At 64.8% G+C, this 6,150-nt stretch carries 6 protein-coding genes; 1 reads left to right on the forward strand and 5 read right to left on the reverse strand.

All coding sequences use genetic code 11. The annotated features are described in order from the left end of the window. Positions 1 to 3: 3 nt before the first annotated feature. The 5 genes from ACF8RA_RS23600 to yegQ all read right to left on the reverse strand — a co-directional run bounded on the left by ACF8RA_RS23600 (position 4) and on the right by yegQ (position 4,874). Complete coding sequence (locus ACF8RA_RS23600) at positions 4 to 441, reverse strand: YqaA family protein (RefSeq protein ID WP_003248912.1); 438 nt, start codon at positions 439 to 441, stop codon at positions 4 to 6. Beyond that, positions 441 to 869, reverse strand: a complete 429-nt coding sequence (locus ACF8RA_RS23605; RefSeq protein WP_392519629.1) for a DUF411 domain-containing protein — start codon at positions 867 to 869, stop codon at positions 441 to 443. Before ACF8RA_RS23605 ends, ACF8RA_RS23600 begins: the two co-directional genes overlap by 1 nt. A gap of 14 nt (positions 870 to 883) precedes the next feature. Further along, on the reverse strand, positions 884 to 1,768 hold the full coding sequence (locus ACF8RA_RS23610; RefSeq protein WP_392519630.1) for a copper resistance protein B: 885 nt from the start codon (positions 1,766 to 1,768) through the stop codon (positions 884 to 886). Further along, on the reverse strand, positions 1,761 to 3,458 hold the full coding sequence (locus ACF8RA_RS23615; protein ID WP_370844436.1) for a copper resistance system multicopper oxidase: 1,698 nt from the start codon (positions 3,456 to 3,458) through the stop codon (positions 1,761 to 1,763). Before ACF8RA_RS23615 ends, ACF8RA_RS23610 begins: the two co-directional genes overlap by 8 nt. Positions 3,459 to 3,539: 81 nt before the next feature. Next, positions 3,540 to 4,874, reverse strand: a complete 1,335-nt coding sequence (yegQ, locus tag ACF8RA_RS23620; RefSeq protein WP_392487666.1) for a tRNA 5-hydroxyuridine modification protein YegQ — start codon at positions 4,872 to 4,874, stop codon at positions 3,540 to 3,542. 133 nt (positions 4,875 to 5,007) lie between these two features. Between yegQ and ACF8RA_RS23625 the strand changes: the two genes are divergently transcribed. Beyond that, entirely contained in the window at positions 5,008 to 6,069 is a 1,062-nt protein-coding gene (locus tag ACF8RA_RS23625; protein WP_176684908.1) for an AI-2E family transporter, read from the forward strand. Positions 6,070 to 6,150 lie beyond the last annotated feature (81 nt).

Consider the following 6,150-nt stretch of genomic DNA (forward strand, 5'->3'; position numbering starts at 1 on the left):
GTGTTACCAGGCGTGAAACCAGCCCAGGGTAATCATCGCAAGCACTGCATAGCGGCCAGCCTTGGCCAGGGTCACCAGCAACAGGAAGCGCCAGAACGGCTCACGCATGATCCCGGCGATCAGCGTCAGCGGGTCGCCGATCACCGGCATCCAGCTGAGCAGCAGCGACCATTGCCCCCAGCGTTGGTAGCGCTGCTGCGCACGCGCCAGCTGGGCAGCGCTGAAAGGGAACCAGCGTTTGTCGCGCAGGTGCTCGATGGCCCGGCCCAGCAGCCAGTTGACCACCGAGCCGAGCACGTTGCCCAGGGTGGCTACCAGCAGCAGGATCGCCCATGCCTCGGGCTGGCGCAGCAACAGACCGACCAGCACGGCCTCTGATTGCAGCGGTAGCAGGGTGGCGGCACCAAAGGCGCTGAGAAACAGCGCCCCCAGGCTGAGCATCAGTAGTTGGCGACCACGGTGTCCTGGCCATTCTGGGTCACCCCGATGACCTGGTAGGCATCCTTGTGGTCACCCATCTCCATGCCGGGCGAGCCCATGGGCATGCCCGGTACCGCCAGGCCCTTGAGGTCGTTGCGATTGGCCAGCAGGCGCACCTGCTCGGCCGGCACGTGGCCTTCGACAAACTTGCCGTCGATCATCCCGGTGTGGCACGACGCCAGGCGCGGCGCCACGCCCAGGCGTTGCTTGACGGCGCTCATGTTTGGCTCGACGTGGTCATTGACGATAAAACCGTTGTCACGCAGGTGGCTGATCCAGGCCTTGCAGCAGCCGCAGTTGGGATCGCGGTAGACGTCGATGGTCTCGGCGGCCTGGGCCAGGCCGGTGACGGCCAGCAGGCTCAGGGTCAGCAGGTGTTTGCGCAGCATGGTGAAGCACTCCTCTAAAAACGCAGGCGGATACCGGCGACCAGGCGGGTCTGGCCCAGGTCTTCGCCGTCTTCTCGGGCCTGGCTGGCACGCGAGCCGTGCAGGCGGTTGAAACTGAGCCCTACGTAGGGGGCGAAGCCGCGCGTGATCTCGTAGCGCAAGCGCAGGCCCACCTCGCTGTCGGCCAGCCCCGCGCCTTGCTCGCGCCCGGCGTCGTTGCGCCCGTAGAGGTTGGCCTCCAGGGTCGGCTCCAGTATCCAGCGGTTGGTCAGCAGCATAGCGTAAGCGGCTTCCAGACGCAGCGCGGTCTGTTGCCGTTCGCCTGCATAGGCGGTGGCTTGCAGCTCCAGGCCATACAACGGTGTGCCCTGGATGCCGAGGGCGCCCCAGGTTTGGCCACTGGCAGGCTTGAAGTCCTGGCGTACGCCGGCCACCAGTTCCCACCACGGGCTCACGGCATGGCCCCACAGCGCCTGCAGCTCGGCCTTGTGGGTCTTGCCCTGTTCGCGTTCGCCTTCGGTGCGCAGCCACAAGCGGTCGATATCGCCGCCGACCCAGGCGGTGGCGTTCCAGTTCAGGGCGCTGCTGCTCTCGAAATTCTGGTATTCGAGCTTGTCCACGATCACTGCCCAGTTCAGCGCCCGGTCATGCGCCTGGTGCCCTGGCAATAGCGGGAATGCGGCGCGGCGGTCGGCGTCGGTGATGGCAGGCAGGGGTGTGCGAGGCTGGCTGAGGGAAGGCTGGCCATGGCCCATGCTTTCATGGTTCATGGGCATGGCCTGATGGCCCATCTGGCCGTGGTTCGTGTGTTCGAAACCCGCGGCCATCGCCCGTTCACTGGCGAGCAAGGTCAGTAGCGTCACGCCTGCCACGATGCTGCGGTTGCGGGTGTCATTCATCGACGCGTACCTCGCGGAGCATGCCGCTCTCCATGTGGTAGAGCAAGTGGCAGTGGTAGGCCCAGCGGCCCAGCGCGTCGGCGGTCACCCGGTAGGTGCGTCGGCTGCCGGGCGGGATGTCGACGGTGTGCTTGCGCACCAGGAACTGGCCATGCTCGTCTTCCAGGTCGCTCCACATGCCGTGCAGGTGGATGGGGTGGGTCATCATGGTGTCGTTGACCAGGGTGATGCGCACGCGCTCACCGTACGTCAGCCGCAGCGGTTCGGCGTCGCTGAACTTGATGCCGTCGAACGACCAGGCGAAGCGCTCCATATGGCCGGTCAGGTGCAGCTCGATGTCACGCGATGGCGGGCGGCCGTCCGGGTCGGGGTAGGGGCTGCGCAGGTCGGCGTAGGTCAGCACGCGGCGACCATTGTCACGCAGGCCTATGCCAGGGTCGGCCAGGTTGGGGCGCGGTGCCATGGTCTGCATGTCCACCAGCGGGTTGCCGGTTTCACTGGCCGGGTGTTGCTGCATGGCCGGCATGGCGGCGTGGCTCATGCCGGCCATGTTGCCGTGGTCCATGCCCGTCATGGCATCCATACTGCCGTGGCCCATGTCGTCCATGCTCAGCACCGGGCGCGGGTCGGGGGCTGGCACCGGTGCCTGCAGCCCGGCCGCACGGGCCAAGGTGCCGCGGGCGAAGCCGGTGCGGTCCATGCTCTGGGCGAACAGGGTGTAGGCGGGTTGGTCGCCCACGGTTACCAGCACGTCGTAGGTCTCTGCCACGGCAATGCGCAGTTCATCCACGCTCACGGGGGTCACCGGCAAACCGTCGGCGGCGATCACCGTCAGCTTCAGCCCAGGGATGCGGAAGTCGAAATAGGTCATGGCTGAGGCGTTGATCAGCCGCAGGCGCACGGTTTCGCCTGGCTGGAACAGGCAGGTGAAGTTGCCTTGCGGTGGTTGGCCGTTGAGCAGGTAGGTGTAGGTGGCGGCGCTGATATCCGCGAGGTCGGTTGGGCTCATGCGCATGCGCGCCCAGGCCGTGCGTTCGGCGACGGTGGGGCTCCAGCCGTTTTCGGCCACGTCCTCGATGAAATCGCCAACCGTGCGCTTGTGGAAGTTGTACGCGTCGGACTGCTTCTTCAGCGTTGCCATCAGGTGTTCCGGCGCCTGGTCTGACCAGTCGCTGAACAGCAGCACATGATCGCGCTGGTAGCGGTGCGTTTCGGGCTCGCGTGGCTCGATCACGATCGCCCCGTATACCCCGGCTTGCTCCTGCAGCCCCGAATGGCTGTGGTACCAGTAGGTGCCGCTCTGGCGCAGGGTGAACTGGTACAGGTAGTCGCCGCCGGGTTCGATGCCAGCGAAGCTCAGGCCAGGCACGCCGTCCATGTTGGCTGGCAGGATGATGCCGTGCCAGTGGATCGAGGTGTCCTGCGCCAGTCGGTTGCGCACGCGCAACGTCACAGTATCACCTTCGCGCCAGCGCAGTAACGGGCCGGGCAGGCTGTTGTTGACGGTCAGTGCGGTACGCGGCCGGCCTGTGATGTTGACCGGGGTCTGGCCAATGAACAGCTCGAAATGCTGGCCGGCCAGGTCTCGGCCTTCGGCGGCCTGGGCCAGCGGGCGCCACAGCCCCAGGCCCGCCAGCGTGCTGGCGGCGCCCAGGCCTTTGACAAACGTACGGCGGGAGGGGTTGCGCAACATGGCGAGGCCTCATGCGGAAGAGCCACGATGTTCGCTGCCGCCGGCTGTCAGGTAGCTGAGGTGCACATTACAGTGTTGTCAGCTTGTTGCTTCGTCGATGCGGAGGTCGCGCATCAGCAGGCCGTAGTCGAGGGCAACCTGTTCCGGGATCGGCAGGTACACCACATGGCCATCGCCCGGTGCGACCTCGATGGCGTGCTGCTGGCGGTTGCACAGGCGGTGCAGGTCGAAGTGGTAGTTACCGCGCGGGGTCATCAGCTCCAGATGGTCGCCCACGGCGAAGCGGTTCTTCACCTTGACCTCGGCGAGGCCGTCGATACGCACGCCGGTCAGCTCGCCAACGAATTGCTGGCGTTCGGACACCGAGTTGCCCCGCTGGTAGTTCTGGTACTCGTCGTGTACGTGGCGACGCAGGAAACCTTCGGTGTAGCCGCGTTGCGCCAGGGATTCGAGGTTGCCCATCAGGGCGCGGTCGAATGGTCGCCCGGCCACCGCGTCGTCGATCGCCTGGCGATACGACTGCACCGCGCGGGCACAGTAGAAGTGCGATTTGGTGCGACCCTCGATCTTCAGCGAATGCACACCCATCAAGGCCAGGCGCTCGACGTGCTGGATGGCGCGCAGGTCCTTGGCGTTCATGATGTAGGTGCCGTGTTCATCCTCGAACGCTGGCATTTCAGTGCCGGGGCGGTTGCTTTCCTGTAGCAGGAACACTTGGTCGGTGGGTGCACCCAGGCCCAGGGTGGGCTGCACTTGGCGCACGATGTCACCGGTGGCGTTCTCGGTGGCCGGCGTGGCGTCGTATTTCCAGCGGCAGGCATTGGTGCAGGTGCCCTGGTTGGCGTCACGCTTGTTGAGGTAGCCCGACAGCAGACAACGGCCGGAATAGGCCATGCACAGGGCGCCGTGCACGAACACTTCCAGCTCCATGCCCGGCACCTGCTGGCGGATTTCCTCGATTTCGTCCAGCGACAGCTCTCGCGACAGGATCACCCGGCTCAGCCCAAGTTGCTGCCAAAACTGCACGCTCGCCCAGTTGACGGTGTTGGCCTGCACCGACAGGTGCACCGGCATCTGCGGGAAGTGCTGGCGCACCAGCATGATCAGGCCAGGGTCGGACATGATCAGCGCGTCCGGCGCCATCTCGATCACGGGTGCCAGGTCTTTGAGGAAGGTCTTGAGCTTGGCATTGTGCGGGGCGATGTTGACCACCACGTAGAAGCGCTTGCCCAGGGCATGCGCCTCCTCGATCCCCAGCGCCAGGTTGGCGTGATCGAACGCGTTGTTGCGCACCCGCAAGCTGTAACGTGGCTGGCCGGCGTAGACCGCATCGGCGCCGTAGGCAAACGCGTAGCGCATGGTCTTGAGGGTGCCGGCGGGGGCCAGCAGTTCGGGCTTGGCAGTAGGGTTCATGTGCGCACCGGGGCAAAAAGGCGGCGATGCTAGGGGGGATGGACAGGGTGCGTATTGATTTGCGTCAAGTGAGCGCGGCACTTTTGTCCAGATGGCGTGCACTAATCACTCATACGCCATTCGAGGAACTGCGATGAACGAAACCGCGCTACAGAACAAAGCCCTGGCAGTACTTTTGGCGCTGGTGACCATTGCCTTCTTCTGGATTCTGCTGCCGTATTACGGCGCAATCTTCTGGGCGGTGATCCTCGGCATCCTGTTCGCCCCGCTGCAGCGTAACTTGCTGATCCGCTGCGGGCGTCGGCGTAACCTTGCCGCAATCACCTCCACGCTGGTGTGCCTGCTTGTGGCGATCCTGCCGGTGATCATCACCAGCGCGCTGCTGGTACAAGAGGGCGCCACGCTTTACCAGCGCATCGAAAGCGGGCAACTGGACATCGCCGGTTACGTCGAGCGCGGCAAGGACATGCTCCCGGCATTCGCCCAGCGTGGCCTGGACAACATGGGCATGGGTAACCTCGACGGGTTGCGTGACAAGATCACCAAGTGGGCAACCCAGGGTAGCCAGGTATTGGCCAGCCAGGCGTTCAGCTTTGGCCAGGGCACGTTCGAGTTCCTGATCAGTTTCGGCATCATGATGTACCTGCTGTTCTTTTTCCTGCGTGATGGCCCGGACGTCGCGCGCCGGGTGCGCATGGCCGTACCGCTGCCCGAACACCAGAAGCGTCGTTTGCAGTTGAAGTTCAATCGTGTGGTGAGGGCGACGGTGAAGGGCAACGTGCTGGTGGCCATTACCCAAGGTGCGTTGGGTGGCTTTATTTTCTGGGTGCTGGACATCCCGAGTGCGCTGGTGTGGGCGGTGCTGATGGCATTTCTGTCGCTGCTGCCGGCGGTGGGCGCGGGCATCATCTGGGCGCCGGTGGCGGCGTATTTCCTGCTGACCGGGGCGATACTGCCAGGGGTGGTGCTTACCGCGTTCGGGGTGCTGGTGATCGGCCTGGTGGATAATGTGTTGCGGCCCATCCTGGTGGGCAAGGATACCCGCATGCCGGACTACCTGATCCTGGTGTCGACCCTTGGCGGGCTGGCGGTGTTCGGCCTCAACGGCTTCGTGATCGGCCCGTTGATCGCGGCGCTGTTCGTCTCCAGTTGGGCGATCTTTGCCGCGACCAAGCCGCAGGTGCAATTGCCGTAATAGCGTTCTAGCTCAGGTTTGTCGGTCGTAGGAGCGGGTTTACCCGCGAATAGGCCGGGCCTGCTGGCCAATTTCCACCCG

This window comes from Pseudomonas sp. FYR_5, from assembly GCF_043106315.1.
Taxonomy (GTDB): Bacteria; Pseudomonadota; Gammaproteobacteria; order Pseudomonadales; family Pseudomonadaceae; genus Aquipseudomonas; species Aquipseudomonas putida_Y.